Genomic DNA, 17,575 nt, shown 5'->3' with positions numbered 1-17,575 from the left:
CTTTTCGCTATTTCCTCTTACGCTCGATTACTTCACGCGCGCCCCTGCTTTTGCACCAGAATCGACATCAAGTAAGAATAAATCTGCTCCGCCACTGCCCGCAGAAAGAATCATTCCTTCTGACATACCAAATTTCATTTTACGCGGTGCGAGGTTGGCAACCATAATCACCATACGCCCCTCTAATTCTTCAGGTTTATTGTAAGCCGCCTTAATCCCAGAGAAAACTTGGCGTTGTTCAACGCCTAAATCTAAGATAAATTTCAACAATTTGTTACTTTCAGGCACGGCTTCACATTTTAGCACTTTGGCAACGCGCAAATCTAATTTGGCAAAATCATCAATGCTGATCGTGTCTTCAAAAGGCTCAATATCTTGTAAATTTTCCACCGCACTTTTCTCACTATGGGATTGTGGAAGTAATTGTGCATTTTCAGCTTTAGATGCCTCAATCATTTGTTCAATTTGTTTCATCTCTAAACGAGAGAACAATGCCTTAAATGGTGCAATTTTATGCGCGAGCAAAGGCGTTGCAAGGTTATCCCAAGTAATTTCGGCTTGCAAAAAGGCTTCGGCACGCTCTGCCAATTTCGGTAACACCGGTTTTAAATACCCCATTAATACACGGAAAAGTTGGATACCCATTGAACAAACTTGCTGTAATTCTTGCTCTCGCCCTTCTTCTTTGGCAATAACCCAAGGTGCTTTTTCATCAATATATTTATTCGCTTTATCCGTTAATGCCATAATTTCGCGGATCGCTTTACCAAATTCGCGATTTTCATAATAGTCTGCAATTTGTTCAGATTGTGCGGTAAATTCAGCAAATAATTGTGGATCTTGCAAGGTTGCAGCAAGCTCGCCATCAAAACGTTTTTGAATAAACCCTGCATTGCGTGAAGCAAGATTAACTAATTTATTCACCACATCGGTGTTTACTCGTTGAACAAAATCCTCTAAATTGAGATCAAGATCGTCAATTCTATTCCCCAATTTCGCCGCATAATAATAGCGTAAATACTCTGGATCTAAATGTTTTAAGTAAGTTGCCGCTTGGATAAATGTGCCACGAGATTTCGACATTTTTTCGCCATTTACGGTAACATAGCCGTGAACAAAAATATTATCTGGTTTACGCAATTCTGCCCCTTCTAACATAGCGGGCCAAAACAAGGAGTGAAAATACATAATATCTTTACCAATCAAATGATAAAGTTCCGTTTGGCTGTCTTGTCGCCAAAAATCGTTAAAGTCTAAATCCCCTTTACGCTCACAGAGGTTTTTAAACGATGCCATATAACCAATTGGCGCATCAAGCCAAACATAGAAATATTTGTTTTCTGTATCAGGAATTTTAAAGCCAAAATAAGGAGCATCACGAGAAATATCCCACTGTTGTAAACCCGCTTCAAACCATTCTTGCATTTTGTTCGCCACTTCCTGTTGCAAAGATCCAGAGCGAATCCACTCTTTCAACATTGCTTCAAAACTTGGTAAATCAAAGAAAAAATGCTCACTCTCTTTCAACACTGGCGTTGCACCTGAAACCGTAGAGCGTGGATTAATTAATTCTGTTGGGCTATATGTGGCAGAACAAACTTCGCAATTATCACCATATTGATCAGGGGATTTACATTTTGGGCAAGTCCCTTTAACAAATCGATCAGGCAAGAACATTTGTTTTTCAGGATCGAATAATTGTGAAATAGTACGGCTTTTGATAAAACCATTTTCTTTTAATTTGCGATAAATACATTGTGCCAATTCACGATTTTCTTCACTATGGGTAGAATGATAGTTATCAAAGCTAATATTAAAGCCTTCAAAATCTGCAATATGTTTCTTCTGTACATCGGCAATTAACTGCTCAGGCGTAATACCCATTTGATCAGCTTTCAACATAATTGGCGTGCCGTGCGCATCATCGGCACAAACAAAATAAATTTCGTTGCCACGCATACGTTGGAAACGCACCCAAATATCGGCTTGGATATGTTCAAGCATATGTCCTAAATGGATAGGGCCATTGGCATAAGGCAATGCACAAGTGACTAAAATTTTACGAGGTGAATTTGACATTATCTGTTCCTTTATCATCAGAAAAATTGTGCCGAATTTTACCTTATTGACGGTATTTTTTCCAGTTCAAGGCAGTTTATCTCAATTTATACTTAACAGCACCGCGTTGCCGTGTTTAAATATACCAACAAATTTACTCAACTATTTACTTACGATCGACTTAACAATAGGAAATAATGATGAGCATTCATTTTTCAGCGAATTTAAACGAGGCGCAACAAGCCGAGATTCAACAACGATTCCAACAATTTAAACAGCAAAGCTTACAGCGTGATTTAATTAACCTCAATGCAATCAAAAAAGTAGAACTCGGTGCAGGCGTTTTACGCATTGAAATTGCGATGCCTTTTGCTTGGAATAGCGGTTTTGAACAATTAAAAGCTACCCTAACTAAGGAATTAGAAAAAATTACCCAAGCACAAGAAGTAAAATGGGTGCTGAACTATCAAATCGCCACATTAAAACGTGCCAATAACCACCCGGCAGTGAAAGGTATTAAAAATATCATTGCGGTGAGTTCAGGCAAAGGTGGTGTGGGCAAGTCCACGGTTTCAGTAAATTTAGCTTTAGCCTTACAAGCGCAAGGAGCAAAAGTTGGATTACTTGATGCCGATATTTATGGTCCTTCCGTACCTCATATGCTTGGCGTCGCAGATCAACGCCCAACCTCGCCAGATAACAAACACATTAATCCTATTGAAGTATATGGCCTACGAACCAATTCAATTGGCTATTTAATGGAACCAGATAATGCCACCATTTGGCGTGGGCCTATGGCAAGCAGTGCATTAAGCCAACTTTTGCAAGAAACCCTATGGGCAAAAGATGGCGTAGAGCTGGATTATTTAGTGATTGATATGCCGCCGGGAACGGGAGATATTCAGCTTACGCTCTCACAACAAATCCCTGTAACCGGGGCGATTGTGGTTACGACCCCACAAGATATCGCCTTAATTGATGCGATTAAAGGGATTTCAATGTTCCAGCGTGTTTCTGTCCCTGTGCTTGGTATTGTGGAAAATATGTCGGTGCATATTTGTAGCCACTGTGGTCATCACGAACCGATTTTCGGCACTGGTGGTGCTGAAAAAATGGCAGAAAAATATCAAGTAAAAGTCCTCGCACAACAGCCATTACATATCCGCCTACGTGAAGATATGGATAACGGTAAACCTACGGTGATTTCTGCCCCAGACAGCGAAATTGCCCAATCTTTCTTACAGTTAGCAGAAAACGTTGCCAGCGAACTTTATTGGCAAGGTGAGATTATTCCAAGCGAAATTTTATTTAAAGCAGTGGAATAAACCTATTCGCACTTCACCAAGTGCGGTGCTTTTTTCACAAGTTTTTCAACGCATCTAATTTCAATATAAGGGCGGTTTGATGTATTCGCCCTTATATCGCTTAACTAAAAAACGACTGGCGATAAAGCACTAAGCCTGTACCATACGATGTAAAATTGCCTTATTCTCTCATACATTAGTGCGGTGTTTTTTTCGGCAATTTTACGCATAAAAGAAAATTCATTCTGCATATCTCCCAATCCCGGGCATAAAAAAACGCTCAATCTCTTGAGCGTTTTCTTTACTTAATTTAATGATTAGCGACGTAAACCTAAACGCGCGATAATTTCGCTATATTTAGCTAAATCAGTACGTTTTAAGTAATCTAATAATTTACGACGACGAGAAACCATACGTAACAAACCACGACGACCGTGGTGATCTTTTTTATGAACAGCAAAATGACCTTGTAAGTGGTTAATTTGCGCTGTTAATAATGCAATTTGAACTTCTGAAGAACCAGTATCTTTTGCATCACGACCAAACTCAGCAACGATTTCTGCTTTTTTTTCTGTACTTAGAGACATAGTTAAATCCTCAATTATAGGGGTTAATCATACATCAAACGCCGATCTCTAATTCAGCGCTGACAAGGAGCGATAATTGTAGCGGTTAAGCAAAAAAATGCAATAAATATCTTGGGATTTTTTCGGTTAGCAAGGTAGTATAACAATAGGTTTTTATGAAGGAATTGATAATGAAAATACTCATTGCACCAGACTCATTCAAAGAAAGCTTAACCGCTCTTGAAGTAGCGGAAGCGATTGAAATTGGCTTTAAAAAGATTTTTCCACAAGCACAATATTGTAAAATCCCAATGGCTGATGGTGGTGAAGGTACGGTGCAATCCTTGGTGGATGCCACCAAAGGAAAGCTAATTCGATGTACTGTCACTGCCCCGTTAGGTAATAAAATTAATGCATTTTGGGGGCTTTCTGGTGATGGTAAAACCGCATTCATTGAAATGGCAGCGGCTTCTGGATTGCATCTTGTACCAATGGAAGCACGCAATCCATTGAAAACCACCAGTTTTGGTACGGGAGAATTGATTTTAGAGGCATTAAATTATGGCGTAAAAAAAATTATTCTAGGTATTGGAGGGAGTGCAACCAATGACGCAGGTGTAGGAATGTTGCAAGCCTTAGGCGCACGTATTCTCAATGGTGAAAATCAGCTTTTAGGCTATGGTGGCGAGCAGTTAATTAACATCGTTCATATTGATTTACACCAGCTTGATCCGCGTTTAGCCCAAGTACAAATTGAGGTTGCTTGTGATGTGAGCAATCCAATGTGTGGTAAGACAGGGGCATCAGCAGTATTCGGGCCACAAAAAGGGGCAACACCTCAAATGGTTCAGCAACTGGATGTCGCCCTTGCACATTTTGCACAAAGCGTGCGGCAACAACTTGGTATTGATATTGCTAACCAAGCGGGAGCTGGCGCGGCAGGAGGAATGGGCGGTGGATTATTGCTTCTCCCTAAAGTGCGGTTGAAAAAAGGGGTAAATATTGTATTAGAAACCTTAAATTTTGCCACACAAGTACAAAATGCGGATTTAGTGATTACAGGTGAAGGCAGAATGGATGGGCAAAGTGCATACGGAAAAACGCCAATTGGCGTCGCTAAAGTAGCCAAACAATTTGGCAAACCTGTTATTGCTATCGTAGGTTGCCTACGAGAAGATTACGAAGTGGTGTATGAGCAGGGTATTGATGCGGTATTTCCTATTATTCGTCAGCTAGATAGCTTGGAAAACACCTTACGATCAGGAAAAGAAAATCTGATTTCAACCGCACAGAATGTTGCCCGATTTTATCAGTTAATAATGAAATGAAAATAAGTGTAGTAAAAAATAATAAAATTAAGATTGGATAGAGTAAAATTTAGATATTTACTGCCAACTTTATTCATATAATTTGAATCATAAATAAAAAATAAGTAACTCATACGGTGATCCGTAGAGTTACTTTATATTTAAAACACCACAATATGAGTAGTAGTCGTTAAATTAGCCTATGTAACATGATAAATAGTTACCTTTATAATACAGGCTCTAAACTAATCTTAATATGTGTGTCTCCTTATTTAGTTTAGAATAACTCTTTAACTCAGTAAGCCTAATTGAAAAATAATAAACAATAATGTAAAACTTGCTAAATATGCTAAACCAATAAAAGAAAGCCATAATAAACCACCTTTAACCTTATGTTCACCTTTTAAGACGAGAGAAAGGTTAAGATAGGCAAAAATAGGCGTTGAAACAAAAGAGCAAATCATAGCAAAGCGCAACATTGTTGCGACATCACTCATAAAGAAACTAATGATAATTATGCCTGCTAATGCGGCAAAGGTCATCCATAAAGCCAATTGTTTTGGTGACTGCTCTTTATGATTTAATAATAAACGTAGAGCCTCAGCATTCGCTCGGGAATAACCATCGATCACCGTGATTGTGGTTCCAAACATACACATTAATGCAATAAATGCAATTAATAAGCGAGACCAATCTCCAATAGCATAAGCATACATTTTAATTAATTGCGCAATATATTTCACACCAGCTTGTTCCACGGCTTCTCCAGAACCATACTGAATGAGCGCCCCTAATGCTAAAAATACCATTGCTAGAATAGCGGTACCAATAAAGCCTACATTAAAATCAAACAGTCCATCTTTATAATTTATATGGGTAAAACGTCTTTTGGCCACAACCCACATTGAGTTAATTGCAGAAATTTCAATAGGTGCTGGCATCCAGCCCATTAAGGCAACAATAAAACCAAGCGAAAGCATATTCCAAGGGGATGGCTCAATAAAGTCTGGCGCAATGACTTTTTCCTTGAAAACGGCAATAATTACTGCTGTTACAGTTGCCGTAGTCAATGCAATCATAATCCATTTCGATAAACGATCTAAAAAGCGGTATTTACCAAGCAATAAAATACCCCAAGTTAGCACAATAATAACCGTACTCACCTGAGAAATACTTAATCCCCATTCTTTAGGTAAAATAAAACTTAAAATCGCTGCAGTTACAATGCCTACTCCAGCTGTATTAATCGCTGTCGCAAAAACATTAAGCAAGAAAAAAATTAATAAATAAAAATATCCTTTTTCTTTATAACCCTCTAGCAAGGTTTTCCCTGTACTTAAAGTGTACTGAGTACCAAAACGGAAAAAAGGGTATTTGAATAAATTTGCAAGAAGAATAATAATCGCTAATTGCCAGCCATAAATCGCCCCAGCTTGCGTTGACGCAATAAGATGCGATCCCCCAACCGCAGCGGAAGCCATTAAAATACCGGGACCTAAAGCCGAAAATTTAGAACGCCACGTAGAAGCATTGAAATTTGAAGTCGTTGTCATTTGTTATATTCCTTTTTATTACGTCATCTACAACAATGATGGATGCACACAATAACACAGCAAGGACGAAAGTAAAAGACTCATTTTTAGTATAAAAAACTGAGAAAAAGATTAAAAAAGACAAATAGAATAAATTTCAGATATTTAACACTATAAAAACGATAAAAAACAGAATAAAACTCCAATATAATTTAATAGTAAGATATTTAATTCTTAAGCTTACATCAGAAAAGTATAGGTAAATCTGTTTCTATTAAAAACTAAAAATGAAATAGAAAATGAATAATGATGACTGGGGTACTAGGATTCGAACCTAGGGATGCCGAGATCAAAACCCGGTGCCTTACCGCTTGGCGATACCCCATTAGGAATTCTATAATTAGAATTTTTGATAAGAAATCAGATAGTATGGCTGGGGTACTAGGATTCGAACCTAGGGATGCCGAGATCAAAACCCGGTGCCTTACCGCTTGGCGATACCCCACCTACTAAAGAACTGCAAGCTAATGAATGGTGCGGGACGAGGGACTTGAACCCACACACCTCGCGGCGCCAGAACCTAAATCTGGTGCGTCTACCAATTTCGCCAGTCCCGCAAATATGGTGGCTATGACGGGATTCGAACCTGTGACCCCAACATTATGAGTGTTGTGCTCTAACCAACTGAGCTACATAGCCAAACATTTTGCATTCACCTCATCGGCTTTGCGGGGCTAATTATGCTGATCTGACTCCCCTTCGTCAACTCTTTTTTTACGCTTTTTTCTAAATTCTTTCTCATTCGCATAGAGATTATACAAATCGGCGTAAAAGCAACCGCACTTTACTCTGCTAATAGATGTTGGAGCAATCTACCATCGAATAAGGCTTGTTTAATCAGCGCAAATGCGCCGATAACATCTTCATTTTGTAGTTCAGAAGCCACCAGTGGTGTATTTTTCACAAAAGCAGGCAATGCCAAATTATCCAAGGTGCGGCGAATAGCGGAAAACAGCACATCCTTAGCTTGCGTGATTTCTCCTGAAATCACGATTTTTTCAGGGTTAAACATATTCACACTCATCGCAAGTACGCGTCCAATTTGGATACCTACGTGTTCAATCAACTCTACTGCCACGGTATCTTGTTTATTCACCGCCTTACAAATCGCTTCAATATCATGACTTTCTAAAGAAATCCATTTGCTTTGATAACCATCTTCAAGTAAACGTTGCATTTTTTCTTCAATTGCCGCATTACTGACCACGGTTTCCAAACAACCTACATTGCCACACAAACAGCGTTTACCTAAAGGATCAACCTGAATATGCCCAATTTCCCCCACATTATTTTTATAACCAAGGAATACTTCGTGATTAATCACAATGCCAGCACCAACACCACGATGAATACGTAGTAATAAAGAATCATAGCAATCTTTTGTTACACCGAAATAATGTTCTGCTAAAGCAAGGCTACGCACATCATGCCCAATAAAGGTCATCAATTGAAATTCCCGTGCTATTTTTTGCGCTAATAACCAAGGTTCATCTAACTTAAGATAAGATAAATGTTCAATCGCGTTTGTTTTGCTATCAACAAAGCCTGATACAGTAACACCAATTGCAATAAATTCACTACGGCGATGCTGATTGGCTTCAATGAATTGCTTTAAGTGAGTACATAAAAATGCTTCGATTTCAGCGGCACTATTCATCTCTGGCAAATCAATCACGGTTTTCTTTAATAATTTTGTAGAAAGATCCATTATTGCAAAGGTAATATGCTCTTGCCCCAACCGGATTAGAATGGCTCGAAATGCCTTATATTCCGCAATAATCGACGTTGCTCGGCGTCCCCCTGTTGATTCTTGTTGCTCAACTTCTTTAATCAAACCGCGCGCGAGTAAATTTCGCGTAATTTTTGTCACACTGGCTGGTGCAAGCTGGCTTAATTCTGAAATTTGAATACGAGAAATTGGTCCTTGTTGATCAATTAATTTATAAACCACTGCACTATTCATTTGTTTAACAAAATCAACATTTGCAATTTGATGATGATCCCACATTCTCTTTTCCTACATCATAAAACCGATAATGGGGGTATTTTAAAATGAATTGAACAAAATGCCTAGCTGAGAAAACAGGCTAAATAAAAAGGTAGCCTATAATCTTCTTAAGAATGATTTTAAATAGCTAGATATTTATAGTATGATTTGATGAAACTTGCTAAATGAGATGAAATTTGAATGCAGTTGAAGCATATTTCTGCACATCCCCCCACTGATATCCCCCTAACTTTTTATAAAATTGACCTATCTATAAAAAAGAGCGATTTTTCAACCGCACTTTTATTGCATTTAAGTTGAATAGAATAAAGGTGATGTTGAATATCAGTGGCTATTTACTCTTTTCAACAGCGATAGTTTATTGACGACCTTTATAAATTGCCACAGCCTCAGGCATTAAACGAAGTAAATTGGCTTGGCGATCTTTATCACTCGGGTGAGTGGAAGAAAGCGCCGCGAATACACCGCTATTTCCTGAAGAAGCTGTCTGCATTTTTTCCCATAATTTTGGTGCTGCCTCTGGGTTATAACCTGCTTTTGCCATTAAAAATAGTCCCACTTCATCCGCTTCCGTTTCTGCACTACGAGAATAAGGCTTATCTAATGCCCAATCTTTGGTGATACCGATAATTAACCCACTTCCTTCTGAACCAATTTGTGTGGAAAGTGCAATATGCGCAACCTGTGCGACCACATTCGTGAATGTTCCCATATTCACTTTCTTTTTGCCGTGTTCTTTCAGTGCGTGTGCCATTTCGTGCCCCATTACGGTGGCAATTTCATCATCATTTAAGTGTAATTTATCCACAAGCCCTGTATAAAATGCCATTTTACCGCCCGGCATCGCCCACGCATTGAGTTCATTTGATTTAATTACGGTAATTTGCCAATTAAATGGCTGCCCCGTATTATTTTCACGATTGGCATAAGGGTACATTTTATTAAATACTTGATGAATGCGTTTTGATGTTGTTGAACTTGTATCTACAACCCCTTTTTGTTTTGCTTCATTTACCGTTTGTAGGTAACTTGTCGCCGCTTGTTGATTAACACTTGCAGAATCGGCACAAGCATTAAGCATTAGGGTAAAAATGCAAAGTGCGGTGATTTTTTTCATTGTTTTTAACATATTCACTCCTTAGGTTAAACATAGAAAAATACCGCATTAGGTAACGCGGTATTTAAAAAGAACAAGTTAAGAATTATTTTTTTGCACGCTCAAAAGAGTCTAAAATTTCTTTACGTGCAGCCGCAGCATCTTCCCAACCATCAACTTTCACCCATTTCCCGGCTTCTAAGGCTTTGTAGCTTTCAAAGAAATGTTGAATCTGTGCTTTTAGCAATGCCGGTAAATCACCAACATCTTTAATGTGATCGTATTCTTTGCTTAATTTTGTATGTGGTACTGCAATAACTTTAGCATCTTGACCCGATTCATCGGTCATTTTTAATACGCCCACTGGACGACAACGAATCACTGAACCCGGTTGTAAGGGATAAGGGGTTGGTACTAATACATCAACAGGATCGCCATCTAACGATAAGGTGTGGTTAATATAGCCATAGTTTGCTGGGTAGAACATTGCTGTCGCCATAAAACGATCAACAAATAAGGTACCCGTTTCTTTATCCACTTCATATTTGATTGGATCTGAGTTTGCTGGAATCTCAATCACAACATAAATATCATCAGGAAGTTCTTTTCCTGCTGGAACACTTTCTAAGCCCATTTGCTCTTTCCTTCTAGTTAATGAATGGTAATAAAACGCTTGAATTATAGCTTGATTTTTTTACTTTTGCCAAGCTAAATGGGCAATTTTGGCATTGTGTTTTTATTTTGCACTATTATAATAGTTCACTAATACCAATATAAAACTTATAGGTGAATTTATGAAAAAAAATACTTCCTTATTTGGTGGTGCGATGATTATCGCAGGCGGTACAATTGGTGCGGGTATGCTCGCAAACCCTATTGCCACCTCTGGCGTGTGGTTTATCGGTTCAATTTTGATCCTCTGCTACACTTGGTTTTGTATGACCACATCAGGCTTAATGCTACTTGAAGCAAACTTACATTATCCTACTGGTGCAAGTTTTGACACCATTGTAAAAGACTTGCTTGGTAAAGGCTGGAATGTGCTAAATGGGCTTTCCGTTGCATTTGTTCTCTATATTCTCACCTATGCATATATTACTTCTGGTGGCGGTTTAACAGAAAGTTTTCTTAATCAATTACTGAGTAGCGAACAAAGTGCGGTGGAAATTGGACGCATTTCTGGCTCACTGATTTTCTGTGCGGTTCTCGCCTTTTTCGTATGGTTCTCAACAAAAGCGGTGGATCGTTTTAGTACCATTTTAATTGCTGGAATGGTGGTGGCATTTTTCCTTTCGGTTACCAATTTATTAGGTATGGTAAACACCGATATTCTGCTTGATAGCACAGGGGATAGCCAATACTTGCCTTTCGCCCTTGCTGCCTTGCCAGTTTGCTTAGTTTCGTTCGGTTTTCACCAAAACGTGCCAAGCCTTGTGAAATATTATGATCGCAACAGCAGCAAAGTGACAAAATCGATTGTTTACGGTACATTCATTGCCTTAATCATCTATATGCTATGGCAACTTGCTATTCAAGGCAATTTACCACGTAATGAATTTATCCCGGTTATCCAAAAAGGGGGCGATATTGCGGTGCTACTGGAAGCCTTAAATAGTCAAATTCAAACGGATTTTGTCGGCTTAATGTTACGCTTTTTTGCCTATATGGCGATTGCTAGCTCGTTCCTTGGGGTAACTCTCGGCTTATTTGATTACATTGCGGATTTATTTAAATTCGACAACAGTAGTGTAGGCAGAAGCAAAACCGCATTAATCACCTTCTTACCACCGTTGATTTTAAGCTTACTTTTCCCATACGGTTTTGTTATCGCCATTGGTTACGCAGGATTAGCAGCAACAATTTGGGCGGTCATTACGCCTGCATTATTGGCTAAAGCAAGTCGGGCTAGATATCCAAATCAAACTTACCAAGTGTATGGTGGTTCAGCGATGATTTATTTTGTTATCTTATTTGGATTAATTAATATTCTTGTTCAACTCGCTGATTTAGTTGGCTGGTTACCAGTATTTGGAAGATAGTTGAAAATCCCTTAAAATAACAGAAAATAGACACAATTAGCACGGATAACCGTGCTAATTTTTTTACCGTTAAGATGATAATGAAAACCTCTGTTTACGATAAAGAAGGCTTTTTTGAGCTTTACCAAAAATTACGCCAGAACCCATCTAGTTTAAATGAAATTGTGGAAAAACCCACAATGTTAAGTTTACTGCCTGATTTAACGGGGAAAAAATTGCTCGATCTCGGTTGCGGAATGGGAGAGCATTTACAACTTTATTTGCAACAAGGTGCAGCATTTGTGGTCGGAATGGATTTATCTCAAGCGATGTTACAGCAAGCAGCAAAAAATCTCGCTGAAAAACGACCGCACTTTGCTTTGCATCAACTGGCAATGGAGCAACTTAATGAATTACCTGATGGAAATTTTGATGTCATTACGAGTTCTTTTGCATTTCACTATATACAAGATTTTCCCCAGTTATTAGCCCATATTCAGGCAAAACTTAAACCTAATGGCTGGCTGATTTTCTCTCAAGAACATCCGATTGTTACTTGCTATCAAGGGGGAGAGCGTTGGGAAAAAGATCAGCATAAACAACAAGTGGCTTATCGACTTAATTATTATCGCGATGAAGGTGAACGGCAACGAAACTGGTTTAAACAACCATTTAAAACCTACCATCGAACACTTTCAAGCATTATTAATGATCTTATCAATGGCGGGTTTCAAATAGAAAAAATGGTAGAACCAATGCTCGCTGAACAACCCGAATGGCAACAAGAATTTAAAGATCTACAACATCGCCCCGTGCTGCTTTTTATCAAAGCGAAAAAAATAAAAAATTTGCTTGCATAAAAATTTTTTTTGCGTAGAGTAATGGCTAAGCAATTTTTGGAGCAAAATAAAATGAATTTTAATCGTAATACTCATCATCACCATCACCCTGAATAATCTTTCGGGCGATGGCGATTGCTTGGAAGATAAGCTTCCGAGTGAGTATTGCTGATACCAAAACACATAAACCTCTCGGAAGTTAATTTCGAGAGGTTTTTTTATACTTAAATTTTGATTTAGAAGGAAAAATTATGGCTAACACAACACGTTTACGTATTGCTTTACAAAAAAAAGGCCGTCTTAGTAAAGATTGTGCTGAGTTATTGAAACAATGTGGGGTAAAAATTAATTGGAATGAACAACGTCTGATTGCTTACGCGGAAAATATGCCCATTGAAATTTTACGGGTGCGTGATGATGATATTCCGGGGTTGGTTTTTGATGGCGTGGTTGATCTTGGCATTATCGGGGAGAATGTCCTTGAAGAAGAGGAGCTTGGTCGTATCGCAACAGGCGAAAACGTAAGTTATAAAAAATTACGCACACTTGATTTCGGCGGTTGCCGTTTATCTTTAGCCATTGAACGAGATCGTTCCTATAATGGCGTGCAAGACTTTGCCGATTCTCGCATCGCAACCTCCTACCCTAATTTATTAAAACGTTATATGAATGAACAAGGTGTTCCTTTCAAAAGCACCTTATTAAACGGCTCCGTTGAAGTTGCCCCTTCCGCAGGATTGGCTGATGCTATCTGCGACCTTGTTTCTTCGGGAGCAACCTTAGAAGCAAATGGATTAAAAGAAGTGGAAGTCATTTATCGTTCAACTGCGTGTTTAATTCAACGTCAAGAGGCGTTATCTGCCGAAAAACAAGCCTTAGTAGATAAATTATTAACGCGGATTCAAGGCATACAACAAGCTGGAGAATCAAAATATATTATGCTTCACGCCCCCAAAGCACAATTGGAACAGATTATTAATCTGCTTCCCGGTGTGGAAAATCCCACAATTTTACCACTTGCGCACGATGAAAGCCGCGTTGCATTACACGCAGTAAGCCAAGAAACCTTATTCTGGGAAACGATGGAAGAACTCAAAGCACAGGGCGCCAGTTCGGTATTAGTATTACCTATTGAAAAAATGCTCGCGTAAAGTGCGGTCAGAATTTAAAACGTTTTAAGGAAAAATTATGCAAACACTAATTTGGAAAAATTTAACACAACAAGCGCGAAAAGACGCATTAATGCGACCAGCGATTTCTGCCGCACAGTCCATTCAAGAGGCCGTTGAGGCTATTCGTGAGCAGGTGCAAAGCAATGGCGACCAAGCATTATTTGAGCTAGGTGAAAAATTTGATAAGGTGAAATTAACCCGTCTGACGATTTCTCCACAGGAAATTGATGCCGCCTCTCAACGCCTCACTCAGGAATTAAAAACAGCCATTCAAAATGCTAAACGTAATATTGAACGCTTCCACCAAGCACAAATTCCGCAACCTGTGGATATCGAAACACAAGCTGGCGTGCGTTGTCAGGTGGTTACTCGCCCAATTAACCGTGTAGGGCTATATATCCCGGGGGGATCGGCACCACTTTTTTCGACCGTATTGATGCTCGCAATCCCTGCTAAAATTGCAGGTTGTAAAAAAATTGTACTTTGTAGCCCGCCGCCTATTGCAGATGAAATTCTTTATACGGCAAGCCTATGTGGCATTGATACCATTTACCCCATTGGCGGCGCACAAGCCATTGTCGCAATGGCATTCGGCACAGAAAGCGTCACTAAAGTTGATAAAATTTTTGGCCCCGGTAATAGTTTTGTGACAGAAGCAAAACGTCAAGTAAGCCAAGCTGTAAATGGCGCGGCGATTGATATGCAAGCAGGCCCTTCCGAAGTATTGGTGTTAGCGGACGAAAATGCCGATCCTGATTTTGTTGCCAGCGATCTGCTTTCTCAAGCTGAACACGGTGCTGACAGCCAAGTGATTTTAGTTACTCCTAGCGAAACCTTAGCAAAACGCACCGCACTTGCTATTGAACGCCAGCTTGCTCAACTTCCCCGTGCTGAAACTGCCCGTAAGGCGCTCAGCCATAGCCGAATTATTCTTGCGGAAGATTTAGCACAAGCCATTGAAATTAGTAACGAGTATGCGCCAGAACATCTTGTGGTGCAGGTAAACAACGCCCGTGAATTGCTCGATCAGCTTGATAATGCAGGATCGATTTTCCTCGGCGCATATAGCCCTGAAAGTATGGGCGACTATGCCAGCGGCACTAACCACGTTCTACCTACTTATGGCTATACCCGTACAACTTCAAGCCTTGGCTTAGCCGATTTTAGTAAACGAATGACAGTGCAAGAATTGACGCCACAAGGTTTTAAAGATCTGGCAAAAACAGTGGAAATTATGGCAGAAGCGGAACAACTAGATGCCCATAAGCAAGCGGTTTCTATTCGTTTGGCAAAACTACAATCCTCAAGCTAGCTACTTGTTACATTTTGTATCGAAACGGGCAATAAATTGTGATGAAGATCGTAAAATTGAGGGAAACCGCTTGCACATTCTGTGCTTTCCATTAAGGATTACTGTGTTTTTATACATTAAAATGAGAGGCTAGAAAAATGCAAGATCAACGAGGTAATAACCAAATTGAAATTTATCAATTAGCAAACGGCGAAACTCAAATTGAAGTGAAATTTGAAAATGACACGGTTTGGCTTTCTCAAGCCCAAATAGTGAAACTTTTTGGTAGAAATCAGTCTGTAATTTCACGTCATATTCGTAATGCAGTAACAGATGGTGAAATCTCAGAAAAAAGCAATATGCAAAAAATGCATATTGCTTTTGCAGACCGTCCAGTCACCTTTTATGATTTGGATACCGTGATTTCTGTGGGATATCGAGTAAAATCGCCAGAAGGTGTGTCATTCCGCCGTTGGGCAACACAACGCTTAAAAGAATACCTTGTTCAAGGTTATACGCTGAATCAAAAGCGTTTAACAGAAAAAGGCGTGGAATTTAGCCAAGTGATTGCCTTATTGGATCGTACATTAAGTAATCAAACCTTAGTCAATGAGGAAGGAAAAGCAGTGCTTAATGTTGTACAAGAATATTCACGCAGTTGGAGCTTGTTACAGGCTTATGACGAACAACGCCTTGATTCTAAACAGCAAAAACAAAATGAAATGCGCCCATTATTAATGGAAGATGTTACAGTAGCTATCGCTCATTTAAAGCAAACACTCATCGAAAAAGGTGAAGCCACGCCACTTTTTGCAAATCCGCGTAATGAGGGTTTAGCTTCTGCGATTCATACTATTGAACAAGGTTTTGGTGAGGAACTGTTTTATCCGAATGTTGCTAGTCGCGCTGCTCACTTGTTATATTTCATCATTAAAAATCACCCACTTACTGATGGAAACAAGCGCACAGGCGCATTTCTATTCCTTTGGTACTTACGATTAAATCAACATTTACTCGCTAAACCTGTAGAGCGACTGATTAATGATAACACGTTAGTCGCACTTGCACTTTTGGTAGCGGAAAGTTTGCCAGAACAAAAAGAATTAATGATAAAACTGATCGAACATTTTATTTTGATCAAATAAAAGTGCGGTCAAAAAAACGAAAATTTTTAGAGAGAACAACAATGACAATCACAACCTTATCACGCAAAAATATTCAAGCCCTCACGCCTTATCAATCGGCGCGCCGTTTAGGTGGGAAAGGGGATATTTGGTTAAATGCCAATGAATTTCACTCATCTCCTCAACTGAATTTGACTCAGCAGAATTTTAATCGCTACCCCGAAGCGCAACCACAAGCATTGGTTCAAGCGTATGCTGATTACGCGGGGGTAAAAAAAGAAAATGTGCTAGTAAGCCGAGGAGGGGATGAAGGGATTGAATTAATCATTCGAGCGTTTTGTGAAGAGCAAGATAGCGTGTTATATTGCCCACCGACCTATGGAATGTATGCGGTGAGTGCGCAAACCTGTGGTATCGCAACGAAAACCGTTCCTCTCACGGCTGATTTTCAACTTAATCTTGCCGAAATTGCGCAACAACTTGATGGCGTTAAAGTTATCTTTGTATGTAGCCCAAATAATCCGACAGGCGGTTTGTTGAAACGGGAAGATTTACTTACCTTATTACGAATGACTCAAGGCAAAGCCATTGTCGTCGTTGATGAAGCTTATATTGAATTCTGCCCAGAAGCGACAATGGCTAATGAACTCGCCCATTATCCTCACCTTGCGATTATCCGAACCTTATCAAAAGCCTTTGCACTTGCGGGATTACGTTGTGGTTTCACCTTAGCGAATACGGCGCTGATTGATGTCTTACAAAAAGTGATCGCGCCTTACCCAATTCCTGTTCTGGTATCAGATATTGCCGTACAAGCCTTAAGCAAGGAAGGAGTCGCGACAATGCGAGCAAATGTAGATGAAGTCATCACGCAACGCCAATGGCTAGTTAAGCAATTAGGCGATTTGCCTTTGGTGGAACAGATTTTTGAGAGTGAAGCAAATTATCTGTTAATTAAATTTAAAGAGGGGCAAAACGTCTTTCAGCAATTATGGGAGCAAGGCATCATTCTACGTAACCAACACACTGCGCTAGGATTGCAAAATTGCGTGAGAATGACGGTGGGAAGTGCGGTCGAAAATCAACGTGTAATCAATGCGTTAAAGGCACTTTAGCCATTTAAACCCGTAACAAGAAAAAATACGCGTTTATCTTATTTTCTGATGATAATATTAAACACGCAACTTTACTTTATAAGGA

General features: G+C 39.4%; 14 protein-coding genes, 4 tRNA genes and 1 other annotated feature. Of the genes, 8 read left to right on the top strand and 10 right to left on the bottom strand.

Going from position 1 to position 17,575, the window contains the following annotated elements; all coding sequences use genetic code 11:
- Positions 1 to 27 precede the first annotated feature (27 nt).
- Positions 28 to 2,079, bottom strand: a complete 2,052-nt coding sequence (gene metG, locus L5B83_RS05850; protein ID WP_265777851.1) for a methionine--tRNA ligase — start codon at positions 2,077 to 2,079, stop codon at positions 28 to 30.
- 179 nt (positions 2,080 to 2,258) lie between these two features.
- Here metG and apbC point away from each other — a divergent pair, with 179 nt between their 5' ends.
- Complete coding sequence (apbC, locus tag L5B83_RS05845) at positions 2,259 to 3,383, top strand: iron-sulfur cluster carrier protein ApbC (protein WP_265778388.1); 1,125 nt, start codon at positions 2,259 to 2,261, stop codon at positions 3,381 to 3,383.
- A 296-nt stretch (positions 3,384 to 3,679) separates the two neighbouring features.
- Here the strand turns inward: apbC and rpsO are convergent, their stop codons facing one another.
- Complete coding sequence (rpsO, locus tag L5B83_RS05840) at positions 3,680 to 3,949, bottom strand: 30S ribosomal protein S15 (RefSeq protein ID WP_250349684.1); 270 nt, start codon at positions 3,947 to 3,949, stop codon at positions 3,680 to 3,682.
- 170 nt (positions 3,950 to 4,119) lie between these two features.
- Here rpsO and L5B83_RS05835 point away from each other — a divergent pair, with 170 nt between their 5' ends.
- Positions 4,120 to 5,256, top strand: a complete 1,137-nt coding sequence (locus L5B83_RS05835) for a glycerate kinase (RefSeq protein WP_265777850.1) — start codon at positions 4,120 to 4,122, stop codon at positions 5,254 to 5,256.
- A gap of 269 nt (positions 5,257 to 5,525) precedes the next feature.
- Here the strand turns inward: L5B83_RS05835 and L5B83_RS05830 are convergent, their stop codons facing one another.
- The 8 genes from L5B83_RS05830 to ppa form a co-directional block, all read right to left on the bottom strand.
- Positions 5,526 to 6,788: an NRAMP family divalent metal transporter gene (locus tag L5B83_RS05830; RefSeq protein WP_265777849.1), complete on the bottom strand. Its 1,263-nt coding sequence runs from the start codon at positions 6,786 to 6,788 to the stop codon at positions 5,526 to 5,528.
- Between the two features lie 292 nt (positions 6,789 to 7,080).
- Positions 7,081 to 7,152: transfer RNA gene (locus L5B83_RS05825), tRNA-Gln, on the bottom strand.
- A gap of 45 nt (positions 7,153 to 7,197) precedes the next feature.
- Positions 7,198 to 7,272: transfer RNA gene (locus tag L5B83_RS05820), tRNA-Gln, on the bottom strand.
- A gap of 27 nt (positions 7,273 to 7,299) precedes the next feature.
- Positions 7,300 to 7,384, bottom strand: a tRNA-Leu gene (locus L5B83_RS05815).
- 5 nt (positions 7,385 to 7,389) lie between these two features.
- Positions 7,390 to 7,466, bottom strand: a tRNA-Met gene (locus L5B83_RS05810).
- Positions 7,467 to 7,611: 145 nt separating this feature from the next.
- The gene (locus L5B83_RS05805) at positions 7,612 to 8,835 is read right to left on the bottom strand and encodes an ROK family transcriptional regulator (RefSeq protein ID WP_265777848.1); all 1,224 of its coding nucleotides are present in this window, start codon (positions 8,833 to 8,835) and stop codon (positions 7,612 to 7,614) included.
- 358 nt (positions 8,836 to 9,193) lie between these two features.
- Positions 9,194 to 9,964 (bottom strand): M48 family metallopeptidase, encoded by a 771-nt coding sequence (locus L5B83_RS05800; RefSeq protein WP_265777847.1) that lies wholly within the window; start codon positions 9,962 to 9,964, stop codon positions 9,194 to 9,196.
- 73 nt (positions 9,965 to 10,037) lie between these two features.
- Complete coding sequence (gene ppa, locus L5B83_RS05795; RefSeq protein ID WP_250351556.1) at positions 10,038 to 10,565, bottom strand: inorganic diphosphatase; 528 nt, start codon at positions 10,563 to 10,565, stop codon at positions 10,038 to 10,040.
- A 160-nt stretch (positions 10,566 to 10,725) separates the two neighbouring features.
- Between ppa and L5B83_RS05790 the strand changes: the two genes are divergently transcribed.
- From L5B83_RS05790 to hisC, 6 genes are all read left to right on the top strand, one after another.
- Complete coding sequence (locus tag L5B83_RS05790; protein WP_250364054.1) at positions 10,726 to 11,970, top strand: aromatic amino acid transporter; 1,245 nt, start codon at positions 10,726 to 10,728, stop codon at positions 11,968 to 11,970.
- A gap of 74 nt (positions 11,971 to 12,044) precedes the next feature.
- The gene (locus L5B83_RS05785) at positions 12,045 to 12,809 is read left to right on the top strand and encodes a class I SAM-dependent methyltransferase (protein ID WP_250364053.1); all 765 of its coding nucleotides are present in this window, start codon (positions 12,045 to 12,047) and stop codon (positions 12,807 to 12,809) included.
- A gap of 71 nt (positions 12,810 to 12,880) precedes the next feature.
- Positions 12,881 to 13,009 (top strand) — a sequence feature (His leader region).
- A 30-nt stretch (positions 13,010 to 13,039) separates the two neighbouring features.
- The gene (gene hisG / locus L5B83_RS05780) at positions 13,040 to 13,939 is read left to right on the top strand and encodes an ATP phosphoribosyltransferase (RefSeq protein ID WP_250351553.1); all 900 of its coding nucleotides are present in this window, start codon (positions 13,040 to 13,042) and stop codon (positions 13,937 to 13,939) included.
- Between the two features lie 37 nt (positions 13,940 to 13,976).
- On the top strand, positions 13,977 to 15,272 hold the full coding sequence (gene hisD / locus L5B83_RS05775) for a histidinol dehydrogenase (protein WP_265777846.1): 1,296 nt from the start codon (positions 13,977 to 13,979) through the stop codon (positions 15,270 to 15,272).
- Positions 15,273 to 15,409: 137 nt separating this feature from the next.
- Positions 15,410 to 16,396: a virulence protein RhuM/Fic/DOC family protein gene (rhuM, locus tag L5B83_RS05770; RefSeq protein WP_265777845.1), complete on the top strand. Its 987-nt coding sequence runs from the start codon at positions 15,410 to 15,412 to the stop codon at positions 16,394 to 16,396.
- Positions 16,397 to 16,437: 41 nt separating this feature from the next.
- A complete protein-coding gene (hisC, locus tag L5B83_RS05765) occupies positions 16,438 to 17,490 on the top strand; it encodes a histidinol-phosphate transaminase (RefSeq protein WP_265777844.1) in 1,053 nt (350 codons plus the stop codon).
- Positions 17,491 to 17,575: the final 85 nt, after the last annotated feature.

It is taken from the genome of Avibacterium sp. 21-599, assembly GCF_026226765.1.
Taxonomy (GTDB): Bacteria; Pseudomonadota; Gammaproteobacteria; order Enterobacterales; family Pasteurellaceae; genus Avibacterium.
The sequence above is the reverse complement of the archived record's forward strand: the minus strand, read 5'-3'. Positions and strand labels throughout refer to the sequence as shown.

Coding starts and splice junctions, on each gene's coding strand:
- metG (WP_265777851.1), bottom strand. CDS start 2,079: ATGTCAAATTCACCTCGTAAAATTTTAGTCACTTGTGCATTGCCTTAT.
- apbC (WP_265778388.1), top strand. CDS start 2,259: ATGAGCATTCATTTTTCAGCGAATTTAAACGAGGCGCAACAAGCCGAG.
- rpsO (WP_250349684.1), bottom strand. CDS start 3,949: ATGTCTCTAAGTACAGAAAAAAAAGCAGAAATCGTTGCTGAGTTTGGT.
- L5B83_RS05835 (WP_265777850.1), top strand. CDS start 4,120: ATGAAAATACTCATTGCACCAGACTCATTCAAAGAAAGCTTAACCGCT.
- L5B83_RS05830 (WP_265777849.1), bottom strand. CDS start 6,788: ATGACAACGACTTCAAATTTCAATGCTTCTACGTGGCGTTCTAAATTT.
- L5B83_RS05805 (WP_265777848.1), bottom strand. CDS start 8,835: ATGTGGGATCATCATCAAATTGCAAATGTTGATTTTGTTAAACAAATG.
- L5B83_RS05800 (WP_265777847.1), bottom strand. CDS start 9,964: ATGTTAAAAACAATGAAAAAAATCACCGCACTTTGCATTTTTACCCTA.
- ppa (WP_250351556.1), bottom strand. CDS start 10,565: ATGGGCTTAGAAAGTGTTCCAGCAGGAAAAGAACTTCCTGATGATATT.
- L5B83_RS05790 (WP_250364054.1), top strand. CDS start 10,726: ATGAAAAAAAATACTTCCTTATTTGGTGGTGCGATGATTATCGCAGGC.
- L5B83_RS05785 (WP_250364053.1), top strand. CDS start 12,045: ATGATAATGAAAACCTCTGTTTACGATAAAGAAGGCTTTTTTGAGCTT.
- hisG (WP_250351553.1), top strand. CDS start 13,040: ATGGCTAACACAACACGTTTACGTATTGCTTTACAAAAAAAAGGCCGT.
- hisD (WP_265777846.1), top strand. CDS start 13,977: ATGCAAACACTAATTTGGAAAAATTTAACACAACAAGCGCGAAAAGAC.
- rhuM (WP_265777845.1), top strand. CDS start 15,410: ATGCAAGATCAACGAGGTAATAACCAAATTGAAATTTATCAATTAGCA.
- hisC (WP_265777844.1), top strand. CDS start 16,438: ATGACAATCACAACCTTATCACGCAAAAATATTCAAGCCCTCACGCCT.